14 protein-coding genes and 1 CRISPR repeat array (1 of these 15 only partly in view) are annotated in these 15,321 nt (G+C 55.8%); of the genes, 8 read left to right on the forward strand and 6 right to left on the reverse strand.

Annotated elements, in window-relative coordinates; translation table 11 throughout:
* Positions 1–340 precede the first annotated feature (340 nt).
* Genes ftcD through KGZ66_10175 form a run of 5 tightly spaced genes read left to right on the forward strand, consistent with a single transcriptional unit; the run spans position 341 to position 4,988 of the window.
* Positions 341–1,249 (forward strand): glutamate formimidoyltransferase, encoded by a 909-nt coding sequence (gene ftcD, locus KGZ66_10155; protein ID MBS3985944.1) that lies wholly within the window; start codon positions 341–343, stop codon positions 1,247–1,249.
* Complete coding sequence (gene hutI, locus KGZ66_10160) at positions 1,239–2,549, forward strand: imidazolonepropionase (GenBank protein ID MBS3985945.1); 1,311 nt, start codon at positions 1,239–1,241, stop codon at positions 2,547–2,549. Before ftcD ends, hutI begins: the two co-directional genes overlap by 11 nt.
* Positions 2,506–2,691 (forward strand): hypothetical protein, encoded by a 186-nt coding sequence (locus tag KGZ66_10165; protein ID MBS3985946.1) that lies wholly within the window; start codon positions 2,506–2,508, stop codon positions 2,689–2,691. The genes hutI and KGZ66_10165 overlap by 44 nt, the downstream gene beginning before the upstream one ends.
* Positions 2,692–3,321, forward strand: a complete 630-nt coding sequence (locus KGZ66_10170; protein MBS3985947.1) for a cyclodeaminase/cyclohydrolase family protein — start codon at positions 2,692–2,694, stop codon at positions 3,319–3,321.
* Complete coding sequence (locus KGZ66_10175) at positions 3,318–4,988, forward strand: formate--tetrahydrofolate ligase (GenBank protein MBS3985948.1); 1,671 nt, start codon at positions 3,318–3,320, stop codon at positions 4,986–4,988. The genes KGZ66_10170 and KGZ66_10175 overlap by 4 nt, the downstream gene beginning before the upstream one ends.
* On the opposite strand, the gene KGZ66_10180 is transcribed toward KGZ66_10175, so the two are convergent.
* On the reverse strand, positions 4,985–6,352 hold the full coding sequence (locus tag KGZ66_10180) for a CPBP family intramembrane metalloprotease (GenBank protein ID MBS3985949.1): 1,368 nt from the start codon (positions 6,350–6,352) through the stop codon (positions 4,985–4,987). The genes KGZ66_10175 and KGZ66_10180 overlap by 4 nt on opposite strands.
* A gap of 135 nt (positions 6,353–6,487) precedes the next feature.
* On the opposite strand from KGZ66_10180, the gene KGZ66_10185 reads away from it, so the two are divergent.
* On the forward strand, positions 6,488–7,252 hold the full coding sequence (locus tag KGZ66_10185; GenBank protein MBS3985950.1) for a type III pantothenate kinase: 765 nt from the start codon (positions 6,488–6,490) through the stop codon (positions 7,250–7,252).
* Between the two features lie 102 nt (positions 7,253–7,354).
* A complete protein-coding gene (locus tag KGZ66_10190) occupies positions 7,355–7,906 on the forward strand; it encodes an ECF transporter S component (GenBank protein MBS3985951.1) in 552 nt (183 codons plus the stop codon).
* Positions 7,907–7,908: 2 nt separating this feature from the next.
* Here the strand turns inward: KGZ66_10190 and dinB are convergent, their stop codons facing one another.
* The 3 genes from dinB to KGZ66_10205 form a co-directional block, all read right to left on the reverse strand.
* A complete protein-coding gene (gene dinB, locus KGZ66_10195; protein ID MBS3985952.1) occupies positions 7,909–9,114 on the reverse strand; it encodes a DNA polymerase IV in 1,206 nt (401 codons plus the stop codon).
* Positions 9,115–9,308: 194 nt separating this feature from the next.
* Positions 9,309–9,740 carry a DUF86 domain-containing protein gene (locus KGZ66_10200; GenBank protein ID MBS3985953.1) on the reverse strand — a complete coding sequence of 144 codons (432 nt, stop codon included), beginning with the start codon at positions 9,738–9,740 and terminating at the stop codon, positions 9,309–9,311.
* Complete coding sequence (locus tag KGZ66_10205) at positions 9,733–10,161, reverse strand: hypothetical protein (protein ID MBS3985954.1); 429 nt, start codon at positions 10,159–10,161, stop codon at positions 9,733–9,735. The genes KGZ66_10200 and KGZ66_10205 overlap by 8 nt, the downstream gene beginning before the upstream one ends.
* A gap of 505 nt (positions 10,162–10,666) precedes the next feature.
* Between KGZ66_10205 and KGZ66_10210 the strand changes: the two genes are divergently transcribed.
* Positions 10,667–10,879: a hypothetical protein gene (locus tag KGZ66_10210; protein ID MBS3985955.1), complete on the forward strand. Its 213-nt coding sequence runs from the start codon at positions 10,667–10,669 to the stop codon at positions 10,877–10,879.
* A 505-nt stretch (positions 10,880–11,384) separates the two neighbouring features.
* Here the strand turns inward: KGZ66_10210 and KGZ66_10215 are convergent.
* Positions 11,385–12,368 carry a nucleotidyl transferase AbiEii/AbiGii toxin family protein gene (locus KGZ66_10215; GenBank protein MBS3985956.1) on the reverse strand — a complete coding sequence of 328 codons (984 nt, stop codon included), beginning with the start codon at positions 12,366–12,368 and terminating at the stop codon, positions 11,385–11,387.
* On the reverse strand, positions 12,352–13,107 hold the full coding sequence (locus KGZ66_10220) for a hypothetical protein (protein ID MBS3985957.1): 756 nt from the start codon (positions 13,105–13,107) through the stop codon (positions 12,352–12,354). Before KGZ66_10220 ends, KGZ66_10215 begins: the two co-directional genes overlap by 17 nt.
* Before the next feature lie 1,342 nt (positions 13,108–14,449).
* A CRISPR array of direct repeats spans positions 14,450–15,321; the repeat unit is 28 nt; unit sequence GAAACACCCCCACCCGCGTGGGGAAGAC; it runs 4,465 nt beyond the window's last position.

The following is a 15,321-nucleotide window of genomic DNA, read 5'->3' on the forward strand; positions in this document are numbered from 1 at the left end:
GAACTCGGGAGACCCTGACTGTTCTCTCAGGCTGAGAGTATGCCGAACAAGCGATACAAAGTGAGGTAGGCAAAAGGCAGCAGGGAGTCGGATTGCCTCGTAGTACCGAAGAAGCAGGGTAATGCCTGCAGAGGGAAGGAGGTAACACCACATCGACCTCGACAAGGAAACATTCACTCACCAGCGGAGAAATCGAATGGAAACGGTATTGGCGAGGATAAATGGTGTGGTGAAGAGCCGTGTGCGTTAATTGCGCCAGCACGGTTCTGTGAGGGGCGAGAGGGCGCGAGCCCTCCGCCTACTCGACAGCACTGGCACTAATACGCAACGAGGTGAAACCATGAAACTAATCCAATGCATCCCTAACTTTAGCGAAGGGCGCCGTCAAAGCGTTATCGACCAAATTGTACAGACGATTGCCGCAGTGGACGGGATTACACTGCTTGACGTAAAGCCCGACCCAGACCATAACCGCACAGTGGTGACGTTTGTCGGTGCCCCGTCGGCTGTAGAGGAGGCGGCCTTTAGAGGAGCGGCCAAGGCCACGGAGCTAATCGACATGGAGCAGCACAGCGGCGAGCATCCCCGCATGGGCGCGACAGACGTGGTGCCATTTGTGCCGCTAGCCGGTGCGACCATGGAGGATTGCCAGGCAATTGCGCTCTCCGTAGGCGAGAGAATCGGGCGCGAACTGAGCATTCCCGTCTACCTGTATGAGCGCTCCGCGCGCACTCCCGAGCGGCGGAATCTCACCGATGTTAGGCGCGGCGAGTACGAAGGGATTAAGAGCGAAATCGCTACAAACCCTGCGCGCACGCCAGACTTTGGGCCTAGCCGCATGCACCCAAGTGCAGGTGCTACGGCTGTAGGCGCACGTCCACCCTTAGTTGCCTTTAATGTCAACCTCCATTCGTCTGACGTGAAAATCGCCAAGGCCATTGCCAAAGCAGTGCGCGAAGCGACCGGAGGGTTACCTGCCGTCAAAGCCATGGGCATGATGTTAATGGCGACGAACCAAGCGCAAGTCTCTATGAACATGGTAGACTTTAACGTCACCGGCCTACATACCGTGTTTGAGGCCATTAAGCTAGAAGCCGCCAAACACAACGTGCGCGTAGCCAACAGCGAAATCATCGGACTGCTACCGGCGCAGGCCATAATTGATACCGCGGCCCATTACCTAGAGCTAACCGATTTTAGCGCAGCGCAAGTGCTCGAGCTAAAGCTCGCCGCCCGCCATGAAGGCTAAGCTGCTAATTGCCAACGGGCGAGTTGTAACGACACAAGGGTATAGCGAAAACCCGCAAGTCGGGGCGCAGCTAGGCGAAGTAGTAGAGTTGTCGGCCGGCTTCGTATTGATAGCCGAGGGGCGCATTGCCGCAGTGACAGGCAATTTGGCCGAGGCTAGAGCCCTAGCCGGGCCCGACACGCATGAGATTGACGCCGCAGGTCGCCTGGTAGTACCGGGCTACGTGGACTGTCACACCCACCTAAGCTTCGCCGGTTGGAGAGAGAAGGAGTTTGGCCTGCGCCTCGCAGGTACACCTTACCTGGAGATTCTCGCTGCCGGGGGCGGCATCATCAGCACGGTGCGGCAGACACGTGCGGCAAGCCAAGCTAAGCTCTTAGAGAGCTCCTTGGCTACCCTCGACGCAATGCTCCTGCACGGCACGACGACCGTAGAGGCCAAAAGCGGCTATGGTCTGACGACGGACGCCGAGTTAAAGCAACTGCGTGTGTTAAAGGAAGCCGCCCGCCTGCATCCGGTAGACGTGGTGCCCACCTTTATGGGAGCGCACGCCTTGCCGCCGGAGTACAGCGACGACCGCGCAGCCTATGTAAAGCTGGTTATTGACGAAATGCTGCCGCGTGTAGCCGACGCAGGGCTAGCCGAGTTCTGCGATGTCTTCTGTGAAAACAAGGCCTTTACGCTCGACGAAAGCCGGGCAATCCTTTGCGCCGCGCAAAGACACGGGCTCGGCCTGCGCGTGCATGCGGACGAGATTACGCCGCTTGGCGGAGCCGGACTTGCCGCCGAACTCGCCGCCGTGTCGGCCGAGCACCTAATTCATGCTTCGCGCCCTGACCTAGAGCGCATGGCCAAAGCAGGCACCGTAGCGGTACTGCTCCCCGCCACAGCTTTCCTGTTGCGCAGCGAAAAGAAGGCGCCTGTGGGGGATATGATAGAGCTTGGGGTGCCGATTGCCGTCGCCACTGACTTTAACCCGGGCACCTCGCCGCTTCTTAATATGCAGCTTCTGCAAACCTTCGCCTGCGTCCACTACGGATTAACTGCGCACCAAGCTTTTGCGGCGTCCACCATCAACGCGGCGCACGCCCTGCGGCGCGGGGCGACGCTAGGGAGCATCGAGGTCGGCAAACAGGCAGACCTAGCTATACTCGATGCACCTTCGCTCGAATTTGTTCCCTACCACCTCGGGGTCAACTTAGTACATACAGTGGTGAAGAGCGGGCAAATAGTAGTAAAGAAAGGAGCTCTCTGTTATGGGGAAGAGCAAGAAGCGCAAACTGGCAGCCTCAGCCTCTAAGCGCCAGGCAGACACAGGGAAGTCGCAAGCGGGGACCCAAGGCCTAAACATCTGGGTATGGATGTTTATCGGGGCGGGGGCAGGCTTAATCGTTTGGGCGGCACTCCGCTTTATTGTGCCGATGTTAGGAGGAGGTCAGTGAGTGAGTCAACTGACAGAGCAAAAGTTTAGCGCAGTTATGGAGGCTATCGCCGGTTGTTCCCCGGCGCCGGGTGGCGGTACGGCCGCCGCACTTGCCGGCGTGATGGCAGCCTCGTTAGTGGAAATGGTGGCTAACCTAACGCTCGGGCGCAAAAAGTACGCCGCCGTACAAGAGGAAATGTCCGCACTCGCGCGCGAAGCGCGGGAGCTACGGGGAGCGCTTAGCGAACTGGCGACCGAGGACGCACGCGCCTACGAAGAAGTTATGGACGCCTACAAGTTGCCCAAAGAGAGCCCTGCTGAACAAGCTACGCGAGAGGCCGCGGTAGAAAAGGCGTTGCACCGCGCGGCGTCCGTACCGCTGCGCACGGCCGAGGCCGCCCTCGCCGTCATGGAGAAGGCGGAGATTATGGCTCTGCGCGGAAACCGCAATGCCCTTACCGATGCCGGTGTAGCCACGCTGTTAGGTTCGGCTGCCGTAAAGGGCGCCTTGCTTAATGTTAAGGTGAATCTGCACACACTTACCGCGCAGCCCGCTTGGGCCAAGGCCATGGGAGAGCAGTGCGTAAGCTTAGCCACCCGCGAACAAGAGCTATCCGAGAGAGTGCAAAGAAAGGACTGTGACGCATGAAATCCGATATCGAAATAGCGCAAAGCGCGCAGATGTTGCCGATTATTAAGGTCGCCGAAAGTATCGGCCTCAGCGAAGACGACCTTGAGCTGTACGGCAAGTACAAAGCCAAAGTCTCCCCCGCCGTCGCTAAGCGCCTTGCCGATAAGCCCGACGGTCATTTAATCCTAATGACAGCCATTAACCCGACTGCCGCGGGCGAGGGGAAGACCACTACCACCGTGGGGCTAGGACAAGCCTTAGCTAAACTCGGCAAAAAGACGGCCATCGCGCTCCGCGAACCGTCGTTGGGCCCGAGCATGGGTGTTAAAGGCGGCGCCGCCGGCGGCGGATACTCCCAAGTTGTCCCCATGGAGGACATTAACCTGCACTTTACCGGCGACTTGCATGCCATTACTACCGCCCACAACATGCTGGCCGCAATTATAGATAACCACCTGCAGCAAGGGAACGAGCTTAACATCGACACGCGCCGCATCACTTTCCGCCGTGCCCTCGATATGAACGACCGCGCCCTGCGCAGCACTATCGTCGGCTTAGGCGGCAAGAACAACGGCGTGCCGCGCGAAGACGGCTTTGACATCACCGTGGCTTCCGAGGTTATGGCCATTCTCTGCCTGGCCAACGATCTAACCGATTTAAAAGAGAGACTTGGCCGTATCGTCATAGGCTACACGTATGAGCGCGAACCGGTGACGGTAGCCGACCTAAAGGTAGCGGGGGCCATGGCCGCCCTGCTTAAAGACGCGATTAAGCCAAACCTAGTGCAGACGCTAGAGAACGTGCCTGCGTTTATTCACGGCGGACCTTTCGCCAATATCGCGCACGGCTGCAACTCCGTGCAGGCCACCAAGCTCGCCCTAAAGGTTGCCGACTACGTGGTTACCGAGGCCGGTTTCGGCGCAGACCTCGGCGCAGAAAAATTCTTTGATATTAAGTGCCGCTTTGCCGGGCTTAAGCCCTCGGCGGCCGTTATTGTGGCTACCGCGCGCGCGCTCAAACTCCACGGCGGCGCGGACGTAAAGAACCTGAGCGTCGAAAACCTTAAGGCGCTAGACAAGGGGTTTGCCAACCTCGAACGGCACATTGAGAACGTGCGCAAGTTTGGCGTGCCGGTTGTCGTCGCCATTAACCGTTTCCCCACCGATTCCGCTGCCGAGCTCGGCCTAATTGCCGAGCGCTGCCGCCAGGCAGACGTGCGCGTGGCTCTTTCCGAAGTTTGGGCCAAAGGCGGAGAGGGCGGCAGAGCCTTAGCCGAGGCCGTGCTCGAGACCATAGAGAGCGAGCCGTCTACCTTCCACCCGCTCTACCCCGTGGAGATGTCCATCAAAGAGAAAATCACTACTATTGCCCGGGAAATATACGGCGCAGACGGCGTCGATTTCACGAAAGACGTGGATAACACCATCAGGCAATACGTCAAGCTCGGCTACGACAAGATGCCCATTTGCATGGCCAAGACGCAGTACTCCTTCTCGGATGACCCGGCGCTCCTAGGTCGCCCCACCGGGTTTAGAATAACCGTGCGGGAGCTGCGCGTGTCGCGCGGTGCCGGGTTCCTGGTGGCCATTACCGGGGAAATCATGACCATGCCGGGGCTGCCCAAGGAACCGGCGGCGGAGAAGATAGACGTCGACGGCGATGGCAAAATTTCCGGCTTGTTCTAGTAAAAGTAAAGCACAAGCGGCAGCAGGTATACCGTAGCGGTTGTCGCGAGGGGAGCTGCGATGTTGTGGGTTCGCTCATAGACAAAGCCTAGGACAAATGCACTAAGCGGCACAATAAAGAAGCTCTGAATCAGAACTGCCGTGGTTATGGTGCCGGATAACAGGGCAGGGGCCAGGGAGAAGACGGCCGCGAGCGCCGTAGTGAGGCCGATGCTAGTCAGCGCGCCGTAGCGCTGGCGGAAGGCTCCCTGCACTAATCCTCGCCACAAGAGCTCCTGAAAGACAGCTACCCCTACCGTAACGTACAGGAGTTGCCCGACGAGCGCGAGCGGTTCGACTACGCGTATGCCGTCGGGCAGCGCAATGGAACCACAGAGAAAGAGCAGTATGCCGGCCCACACCCCCGTGGTAAAGGCATTCCACAGGCGACGCACCCGCAAGCCGAGAAAATCAAACGAGTTGCCCTGCGCGTCGGCAATCCAGAGAACTGCGGCAATAACCATCACGCGCCAACCCACGACCACCAACTGATGGAGGTCGAGGTAGTTTAGGTAGGCCTCCAGCACAGAATGCACGAATGCTACCGCTACGGGAAGCCATAGCGGTATTTTCGGCTTCTCTAGGTATGTCCAGTGCTCGTATACCGGTGTAACGAAGACGATGCCCGCCGCTACCGCTGCCACCATGACCGAGAGGATGGCCAGACTAAACAAGAATTGGTCGTGCGGTGGGTAAAGGGGCGCTTCGGGGTTTGGGATTACTTGCTCGGGTTCCCCGGGTTGCCGCCAACTTGTGCGCCTCGCCTGCAAATACGAGGCCTTGCCCCCGTCTTGGTCGAACAAAGCCACAATCTTGACGCCGCGGCGCGGCAGAAACACTTTCCGCACGCCAAAAACTTCTAGGAGTGGCTCGTCCACGGCTACGGTCTGCAGCAGTCTTGCCGCAGTCTGCATGGCCTCCGGGTGTACACTCGCTTCGATAAACGTTTGGCCCCGCAGGATGGAAATCTCGCTCGGGTGCCCCTGAATCACGGCCTGCGTCAGCGCGAACTGCCTCTCCTCGGCATCGCCGCGAAAGGTAGCCGTGCCCTCTCCGATTAAGACGAACGCCGTCAGCTCGCCGCGCCGAAACGCGCCTACCATGACCCCGCCCTTAGGGAAAGAAATATGCAGCCTGCCAAGCGACATCTCCCACGGGTCAAAGTTGTAGCTGTCTGTCGCGGCCAGCGGCTCGTAAGGCGTGCCGAGGTCGGCCGGAATCGAAAGCACGAGAATCATGGCTAGGAGCGATATGGCAGTAATAATGGCCAGTAAGTACAGACTTCTAACCATATGGTTGTACTTATGCGGGTTTGAACCTACCATGTTAGTCCTCCTTGCGAGCAGTCCTACACTGTATTCGCGCTCGCGGGCCGTTTTCCTGTATTGCGGCAAAAGCGTTGACGCGGGCAGCAGTTCTGCATAGAATTAACTTACAGGAACAATGAAAGGAGCACCAACATGCTCCTAGCAGTAAACATAGGCAATACCCGCACTAACGCCGGCTGGATGGACGAACACGGTCAGGTGTTGTCCAAAATGGCGGTGGCCACAAGTCGCCATGCCGACGAATACGGCGGCCTAGTCAGCCAAGTCTCGCCAGATACCCGCGTCGTCTGCGCTTCTGTCGTGCCGATGGCTACGGCCGCACTGACACAAGCTTTGCTTACGCGGGGCGCAAAACTAGAGCTGGTGGTGCCGCGTGACGACCTTGGGCTGGCCTTCGGTGGGGTAGATTATCGTGAGCTCGGTGCAGACCTCTTCGCCAACGCGCTAGCGTCGCTGTGGCTCTGGAACAGGGACGTGCTACTAGTAGATTTAGGCACCGGCTCTACCTTCTGCGTAGTCAAAGACGGTGTCTACCGCGGCACTGCCATCGTGCCGGGCATGGAGATATCGTTTCGTGCGCTTACGAGCGGGGCGGCCTTGCTGCGCGAAGTGCCTATCGCCAAGGCGGCAAATGTCATTAACACTACCACCGTAGAATGCCTGCAGGCAGGCATCTACTACGGCTATCTGGAACTTGTGCGCGGCATGATTAGGCGCGTACAGCAAGAACACGGCAAGCTCTTTGTCGTCCTTACCGGCGGCATCGGGGCATTTCTCTGCGACGGACTGATGGACGTCATCGACCGCTACGAACCTAACCTAACGCTCATCGGTATCTGGCGAGTGGCTAGGGCTGCCGTAGTGTTGCCGACGAATCCTCCCATCATTTCTGACTAAGCGGCAGCCGGTACCCTGCCAGACAGGACTGCCATTTAGCGCTATCTCTCTAAGGCACAGTATCGACCGGTATCTGAAAAGAACTGGAACGGAGGAAATCACATGCAGTTAACAACGCGTCAACTTACTGTGGCTGGACTCATGACGGCAATGACCGTCTTGCTAGGGGCCACGCGGTGGGGGTTTGTGCCCCTGCCTACTCCCGCAGGTGCGGCGACCATCATGCATATCCCGGTAATTATAACCGGAGTGTTGCAGGGGCCGGTGGTAGGTGGCTTTGTCGGGCTCTTGTTCGGCTTTTTTACCCTACCCTTCCTTGGGGACCCTAGGGTCGTTATCCCCGCTCGTCTCCTGATTGGCGGCATGGCATGGCTGTTCTTTGTCACTACCCTTGCCATAGTCCGCAGGTTTGGCAATGCAGGCAGTCGCAAGTATCTTGGTATTGCCGGGTTTTTGGCAGGCATAGCCGGAACGCTGACAAACACCGTCGGCACCTTGTCGTTAGCCGTATGGTTTGGATATATCGAGCGCACGGCCGCTATTTCCATTGCTTTAGTGCAAGGCGTACCCGAAATGCTGTTGGCGGGCATAGTTACGGGCGGCCTGGTCATGGCGCTTAAGCCCTGGGTTAAGGAAGGCGGCTTCCGATTGTAGGCCTAGGGCGATGGGGGCTCATCTTCATATTCCTTTACTTTAGCGTAGGTAATGCTTTTTTCACCGTGCTTTTCTTTAATGGCGTCCATAACCTGCGCTAGCTTCTGCGCCTTTGCTGGCGGAGCGTCAAACAGGCTTAATTGCGCCGCAGCCTCACCTTCGCCACAGAGCTGCGACACAGATACGCCAATCAGGCGAACAGGGCGGCCGTCAAAGTGATGGTCTAGCAGCTTTACCGCAGCCCGGTAGATGTCGTGGTCTAAGTCAGTGTGCGCCGACAGCGCACACTGTCGCGTTATCGTGGTGAAATCTAGGTAGCGCAGCTTAAGCTGCACTACTTTGCCCCTAAGCTTTTTCTTGCGCAGGCGCCGTCCCACCTTAGCTGCCAAAGCCAACAGCGTAGCCTTTACAGCCTCGATGTCGGCAGTGTCGATGTCAAACGTGTGCTCGTGCCCCACGGATTTTGTGTCGTCGTAGCGAGCGACCGGGCGGTCGTCCTCACCGCAGGCCAGGCGATACAGGTCGTGTCCGTGCACCCCGAGACGGCGCGCCAAGAGACGTGGGTCAGCGTTTTGAATGTCCCCAATCGTCTTTAGTCCCTGCTTGTGCAGCTGCTCTGCCGTCTTTGGCCCCACGCCCCAGATGCGCTCTATAGGGAGTGGCGCAAGAAACGCGCGCTCGGTGCCCGGCGCTACTATCACTAGCCCGCCGGGCTTTTTTAGGTCGCTGGCTACCTTGGCTAAAAACTTGTTTGGCGCCACCCCGAGCGAGCAGGATAACCCCAGTTCGTTTTTAACCCGTAGCTGTATCGTGCGGGCAATCGCCTCGGCCGGGCCAAACAGGTTCTGCGAGTGGGTTACATCTAAAAAGGCCTCGTCAATGGAAACCGGTTCAAGCTGCGGGGAGTAAGTGGCCATTATTGCCATAACCTGTGCCGATATCCCGCGGTACCGCGACATGCGCCCTGGCACAAAAATGCCCTGCGGACAGCGGCGGTACGCCTCCGTCAACGACATGGCGGAGCGCACGCCAAACTTGCGCGCCTCATACGAGCAGGTAGAGACAACACCCCGCTCATTCGGCGCGCCCCCCACAATCACCGGCTTGCCCCGCAGCTCCGGAAAATCCAGCTGCTCCACCGCCGCAAAAAACGCGTCCATATCCAGGTGCAAAACAAAAGGGACGGTTCTTTTTGTTTCATCCGGCATAGAACCACCTCCAAAACACAAAACACAAAACACAAAACACAAAACACAAGGAAAACGCAAAACAAAAGGGACGGTTCTTCCTGTTTTTTTTGGCCCCAACAGACAGAACATATGTTTGCTTAAGTATAGCACGCGCACATGTGCCAGACAACGCGCTTAAAAACTAACACCCCGCGTGTAGCGGGGTGGGGAGGCTAGTTCTTTACGGCATCTAAGAATACGTTGATTTCACGGACAAATGCGCGCAAGTCGTCAAGGTCAGTCTGAAGAATCTCATAGAGCTCGTCTTCCTGCACCAAGTGATAGAGGTGAACTAGGCGATTCCTATACCCGGCCATGGCAATTAGGGTTCTAGCCAGCTCAAAGGGTACAACTCCCTTGTCTCCAAGGCCTTTCGCAATCCCCTTGTATTCTGTAGATAAGTCTGCGCCACCGCTTCTAGCAAGGATGTGCCTGCCAACGTCAAAAGTAGCCTCAAGCGCACGACGCAGATAGCTTTCGGCAGCGGCTACCTTGTCTTTATCTCCTACGAAGTCGGATCGCGAGAGGGTTGCAAGACGACTAAGCCGCAGAACGCAGTCATCAATCATGTCTAGCCTACCCTGCACGACAAGTCTGCTAACCATTTGCCTCCACCCCCAAACGTTCTGCGTAGTACATTTCAAGGAATGGTTTAAAATCACATGCCCGGCGCAAAATCGCCTCCTCGTAGTCGAGCCTCGCATCAGTACTCGCTGCATACACACATTGCCCCTTAACGGCTTCAGCCTGAAACACGGCGTGGTTTTCCTCTAGAAAGACCAGATCAAGAGCAAACGGCAGAAAGACATCCTCAAGATCGTTGAACAGGAGACTATAGAGCCTCGCCCGCTCACGCCCTACCGGCAGGGCAGTCGAAAAGACGACCCCTACGTCGATGTCAGCCAGGGGATCCCTGTTCTCAGGCATACTCCCCTCGATGATCTGCCTGGCTAGCTTTTCGCGTGATCCAAAGAGATACATGAGCGAGACGTTATACCTCTCACAGATTTTCGTTAAAGTCGACATGCGCGACACCACCAACACCTCGCTCTCAACTTGCTATGCCCATCATATACTACCAGCTGCGCCCAAGACAAGGTGAGCGGGATCCCGCTCCAGGGCGCATTCGTCAAACGCGTTCCCAATGTGTCGCCCACGACGGTGTCACACCATGACATCGCAGGACTTGCAGGAAAACTTAGAATATGATATTACGTGGGGAGAACCTTTGGGCCTGCCGGTCTCACTGACGGGGCAATATATTACGTTTTAGCCGTTGAAGGAGGAATGCTTCGCGTAGTCGATGATGAGGAGATGGGGTATTTGTATGATATGTTCGATCCCGGCCCTTTTGACGCCTCATGTCCAACGGGCAAATGGGAGCTGATCGATGACTACACGGGGCTTCTAACTGGAGCATTGGGCCGCTGAGGAATTGCATACAGCACGCTGTGACGAAGTAGATGAAACCAAGAAGCAGCTAACGAAGTCATGCTCATTCGCGAGTTTACAATAGGGATGGTGATAGCCTGTGTCAAATGGAACAACAAACAGCCTGGAGATCAATGACCTCGACATTGTTAGGCTCCACGACGGGCGAGAAGGCACAGTGGTACATGTGTACTGCAAGCGCCCCGACAAAGAACAGGGCTATGAGATTGAGTTGCCTATGGATGGGGGTATGGTGACCATTAGGCAATCGGGAATAGCCGAGGTCATCTATAGGTTCGTACACAAGCAATAGCCTAGGATGTGCCTGTAAATGGGCAATAAGTCAGCGTGCTCTTGAAGGAGGATGTCCTCCTCGCATGCGGGGACTGACCTGGCGAGCAACTGCCTTCTAAGCAGTGGGCCGCAGGATTCTTAACCCATCAACGTTCATATCCCTGCGGAGAGGTGGTGAAGTCTTAAGTTGACGCTAAAAGTAAACGAGCTCGATATAGTACTGCTCAAAAATGGGCGTAGAGGCACAGTGGTACATGTGTATGAACTGCCTCTAGGTCGTCTGCCTGCTTATGTAGTTGAGCTGTTGCCTGGTGACGGCGACCTAGTCACGGTTGAGCACGGTGAGGTGGCTGAGGTATTAGACCCCTTTATCCCTCAGGGGCGGATCATGGTGAAACTAGCCCTAAGCCCGCGACAAAAAGCCCTTTGGCGAGAAAGAAACAAAAGGGACGGTTCTTTTTGTTTCACCCGGCATAGAACCACCTCCAGGACCGTTCTGTTTGGTTTAATCCAATGCGTCTGCCTTACCTAGAGGGCCCCCCAAGTGAGTTGCGCATTTTCCACAAAACCATCGGATGATTTTCAACGCGACTTAGAATGTCTTTGTCGTCAAATAGCAGTTCTGGCCGGTATTCCTTCTTGGCAAAGGCCCTTAAGAAGGCTATTTCGCAATCATCCAAGCACAGCGTTGAAGAGAGGAATTCCTTTACTTGCCTTTGAACGGATTGCAGGTCAAAATGCTCCGTCCTACGGATAACGGGCAACAAATCCGTCTTGATTTTATGTTTTGTAAGGGTATCGACATTATCAAGCGGGAAGCATGCGGCCGCCTCTTGGCTGCCAAGTGCGCTGTAGAAAACAGCACATTTCTTTAGCAGCGGCCATTGAGATTCATCAAACAGCCCGAAGTAAATCATATTGTTGATGTCGTAGAGGTCCCTAGCTGCTGCTCTTGTAAGTAAGGCGACGATTTTGCTCCCGAATATCTCTAGCGGTGCCAATGAATGCACGGACAACGAGTCAAACAATCCTAGAGGCTGCAGTTCCCTATGCTCCGTAGCAAGAACATGAGCGCGTAGCGAATAGTTGATCTCAATTTTGATGTTGTCCTTCATGCCAGCAGCGTTTACGTAGGAGAAGACACTAGAGTCAAGAGCGTGTGTCGTCTTTGATCGTGAACTGAGCTCGTATCTGTTTGCCGACATATACTTGATGATGCTGTCGAATATCCGTCCTCGATCCGCCCGCATTTCATCTAAGGAGTTGTTACACAGGTAATCTAAGTCAATATCAATCGACAGTCTTGGTAAATTAAAGATGGTCAAGTTGATAGCAGTGCCACCCTTGAGCGCAAGAGAGTCTTTAAGCAGGGGATTGGTATTCAGGAACTTCAAGATTTCCGCTAGGCGGCAAGCCTTTTCTAGTGTATCTCGAGCAAAGCCAAGCTCCTGTGCCCGTTTTCCAAGCTTGCGCTTCTCATAAGCAGGCAGATTAACCTCCCCCTTCATACAGCACAGATAACAAGTTCGTCGGCACAAACAGCTGCCAGCGTTTGTCATAACGCATTTGATCCTTGGGCAGGGCATGGTACAAATAACGGACGCTCTTAGATAGACGAGATGCACAATGGTCGAAAAACCGATCTCCGATCGCCATGTCCTTCTTGAAGTGCTCCAAGATGTACCCAGTCTTTTGGTACAACACTTGTTTGCTGTATTCTTCCAAATAGCGCAGTAGCTTGCCTTCATCGGCGTACGGCACCATAGCCACGCTACGCAGTAGTTCCTCCAAGCCGCCTATCTTCTCAAAATCGTTGATGCTGTCTATTATCGTGCGCTCAAGATCTGTCACGGCAGCCCCGTCCGCCTTCTTTTCCACGCCTGCCGCTATTCGTGCCATCACATGGCGAAAAGCATAGCCCTCAAACTCAAATGGGTTGAACCTCTCGCAGGAAGACACCCATACATCATACGACACCTGATTGGTGTACCCGTAATACGAGAACGCCGAATGATGTGAGACATAGGCCCCTGGGGTGACCTTGCTTGCTATGACAAATCGGTTGGAAACAGGCATGTCGTCCGCAAGATTGACCGCAACATACAGATTCCGCTTGACTCTCCTTATATACCCTTTCTTCAAGTAGCCCTGTATCAAACTACTTGCTGTGCTCGGAATGCCGACCGTATCACAGACATCCTCCCACGAAAAACAACCCATCGCCAGCAGCTCTTTGTAGTACTTCATTGTAACCACCTCCCTGGTGGTTTTAATATTAGCAGCTTATAGCCATAATCTCAACCATGCAGCGAATAAATTAAAAGCAACGGAGCCCAAAAGGGACTGTTCTTCCTGTTTTGGTGCAAACACAATAGGCCCGACAGAACATAAAAAACAAAGGAAAACAAAAGGAAAACAAAAGGGACGGTTCCTTTTGTCAACAGAATCGACTTGACAGAACATATGTTTGCTTAAGTATAGCATGCGGACACGTGCCAGACAACGCGCTCAAAAACTAACACCCCGCGTGTAGCGGGGTGTTATGTCTTCGATCCCAAACGCTTTGCATAGTACATATCAAGGAATGGTCTAAAATCACAGGCCCGGCGCAAAATCGCCTCAAGACGACCCCGACGTCGATGTCCGCCAGGGGGTTACAATATGGGTGAGTAGCCACCAAGCACCCGCAATGCTGTGGTTCTCTGTCATCCAAACGGGGTGCTGGAAAATGCTGGCCAGACCAGCCGTTTGTCTGCCAACATCACCCACTGCCTTTGTGCGATAATATTTCGGCGTGGGGGCCAGATCGAGGAGGTCTAGTCAGGGAAAGGCTGCGTTAGTTTCTAGTGGACTATTACAGGAGCTAGGAGTCAATGGGCATGAGCCGATATGACACGCCAGCGTCTCGGGCCGAGACTAGCTACTAAGTGGACTGGAGCAGTGAACTCTACCGTGTCAAGGTAGGGAGCGCTTTTTGCTCTCCTTCGGTCAGCTAGGCTGGAGCCAGTAAGGGCAAGGCTCTTGGGCCCCTCCTGCGAACGTTTGTTCTGCTGGTCTATGCCCCAATTGGCGGGCTTACGGTAGAACATTTGGTGGAACTTCTTTTGCTGACTCACCCAGCAACGCGACCAGCTGATTAGGAGTTAGGTGCCTGGGGTTGCAGCGCGTACTTGTGCGTTGCTGTTCACATCCCAGAGCCTGCTGTGTAAGGGTTTTCGGTGGGCCGACTGATGCGCGGAGAGCAGTGCGTTACAACCCGTTGCGGCGGCGTTGCTGTCAAAATTGATGTCAAAACGCCTGCTTGCCAACTGCCGCTAAGCCCTGCGCCCCGTCTCAAAATCAAGCGGTCTCTGAACGTGTGGGTTCAAGTCCCACTCTCGGCACCAGCGAGCAATAGCAAGGACCTTCGGGTCCTGACGACAAGCAGTTTAGAAATACCCCCACCCGCGTGGGGAAGACCTGCCTTTGGCGCAAGCGTAGGCCTTTTCAAGAGTAACACCCGCACACGCGTGGGGAAGACAAGTGGGCAGGGGCAAAGGGCTACTGGCCCGAAGAAACACCCCCCCACCTGCGTGGGGAAGACCCACGTGAACTGGCCCCACCCGCGTGGGGAAGACAACGCATGGTAGCGATAAGTGAAACTGGAAGAAGAAACACCCCCACCCGCGTGGGGAAGACAACGTAAACGTCCGCCGGTGTGTTTAGGGCCCGGAAACACCCCCACCCGCGTGGGGAAGACCATAACAACTTGCGCGGCCAAAGACTAGCGCAAGAAACACCCCCCACCCGCGTGGGGAAGACGAATTTCACATGTTGACGTGCGCGTTTCGTATGGAAACACCCCCACCCGCGTGGGGAAGACCTTACCCGTGACAGCAACAAGGCAAGCCGGACGGAAACACCCCCACCCGCGTGGGGAAGACGCGGGTAATCCACTCGGGCGCGACGGCGTAGTAGAAACACCCCCACCCGCGTGGGGAAGACAGCTGTACGAGAAGGCTCTGACCAACAAGCAGAGAAACACCCCCACCCGCGTGGGGAAGACGCTGTAGCCTCAACCATAGAGAACAACCGGACAGAAACACCCCCACCCGCGTGGGGAAGACATGAGTAGGTTGAGCAACTGTGTTATGCCTTCGGAAACACCCCCACCCGCGTGGGGAAGACTTATACGTAGCGCGACTTTGACATCATCAAGCAGAAACACCCCCACCCGCGTGGGGAAGACTTGCGAATCGGATGAACGCCAGTGGCCGCGACGGAAACACCCCCACCCGCGTGGGGAAGACGGACGTTGTGTCCTCTACGTAGTGATGCACATAGAAACACCCCCACCCGCGTGGGGAAGACTTGCTGACTGAAAGCCGGGTGTCACAGGGTACAGAAACACCCCCACCCGCGTGGGGAAGACGGCACCAAAGCCCCCCGCAACGAGCTACGCAGAGAAACACCCCCACCCGC

Source organism: Selenomonadales bacterium (genome assembly GCA_018335585.1).
Taxonomy (GTDB): Bacteria; Bacillota; UBA994; order UBA994; family UBA994; genus UBA994.

Excerpts from the sequence above, each read along its gene's own strand:
- ftcD (MBS3985944.1), top strand. The coding sequence starts at position 341 with ATGAAACTAATCCAATGCATCCCTAACTTTAGCGAAGGGCGCCGTCAA.
- hutI (MBS3985945.1), top strand. The coding sequence starts at position 1,239 with ATGAAGGCTAAGCTGCTAATTGCCAACGGGCGAGTTGTAACGACACAA.
- KGZ66_10165 (MBS3985946.1), top strand. The coding sequence starts at position 2,506 with ATGGGGAAGAGCAAGAAGCGCAAACTGGCAGCCTCAGCCTCTAAGCGC.
- KGZ66_10175 (MBS3985948.1), top strand. The coding sequence starts at position 3,318 with ATGAAATCCGATATCGAAATAGCGCAAAGCGCGCAGATGTTGCCGATT.
- KGZ66_10180 (MBS3985949.1), bottom strand. The coding sequence starts at position 6,352 with ATGGTAGGTTCAAACCCGCATAAGTACAACCATATGGTTAGAAGTCTG.
- KGZ66_10185 (MBS3985950.1), top strand. The coding sequence starts at position 6,488 with ATGCTCCTAGCAGTAAACATAGGCAATACCCGCACTAACGCCGGCTGG.
- KGZ66_10190 (MBS3985951.1), top strand. The coding sequence starts at position 7,355 with ATGCAGTTAACAACGCGTCAACTTACTGTGGCTGGACTCATGACGGCA.
- dinB (MBS3985952.1), bottom strand. The coding sequence starts at position 9,114 with ATGCCGGATGAAACAAAAAGAACCGTCCCTTTTGTTTTGCACCTGGAT.
- KGZ66_10200 (MBS3985953.1), bottom strand. The coding sequence starts at position 9,740 with ATGGTTAGCAGACTTGTCGTGCAGGGTAGGCTAGACATGATTGATGAC.
- KGZ66_10205 (MBS3985954.1), bottom strand. The coding sequence starts at position 10,161 with ATGTCGACTTTAACGAAAATCTGTGAGAGGTATAACGTCTCGCTCATG.
- KGZ66_10215 (MBS3985956.1), bottom strand. The coding sequence starts at position 12,368 with ATGAAGGGGGAGGTTAATCTGCCTGCTTATGAGAAGCGCAAGCTTGGA.
- KGZ66_10220 (MBS3985957.1), bottom strand. The coding sequence starts at position 13,107 with ATGAAGTACTACAAAGAGCTGCTGGCGATGGGTTGTTTTTCGTGGGAG.